Source organism: Streptomyces sp. NK08204 (assembly GCF_020400585.1).
In the GTDB taxonomy this organism is placed as follows: domain Bacteria; phylum Actinomycetota; class Actinomycetes; order Streptomycetales; family Streptomycetaceae; genus Streptomyces.
The window spans coordinates 1-308 of sequence record NZ_JAINVF010000106.1 but is presented as its reverse complement, the minus strand read 5'-3'; the positions used below and the strand labels follow the sequence as shown (position 1 = coordinate 308).

Sequence of the window (308 nt, the reverse complement as noted above, 5' to 3'; positions counted from 1 at the left end):
CTGGTGCGGGCCTGGCTCGCGGATGAGCGTTTCGTCCGTTCCCGGCTGGTTGTGGTGACCCGGGGTGCGGTGGCGGCCGGTGCGGCGGAGCAGGTGCGGGATCTGGGTGCTGCCGCGGTGTGGGGTCTGGTGCGTTCGGCGCAGTCCGAGCACCCGGGCCGGTTCGTGCTGCTGGACGTCGACGAGGCGGCCGGTGGGTCCGGGCTGGGGGCGGTGTTGGCCTCGGACGAGCCGCAGCTGGCGGTCCGTCAGGGCGGTGCCGTCTACGTGCCGAGGCTGGCGCGCGTCCCGCGTTCCGGGGAGCGGTT

General features: G+C 75.0%; 1 protein-coding gene. It reads left to right on the top strand.

The window, feature by feature from the left end; genetic code table 11:
- On the top strand, window positions 1-308 hold a 308-nt coding region (locus K7G59_RS34515; RefSeq protein ID WP_225840697.1), incomplete at both ends, for a hypothetical protein.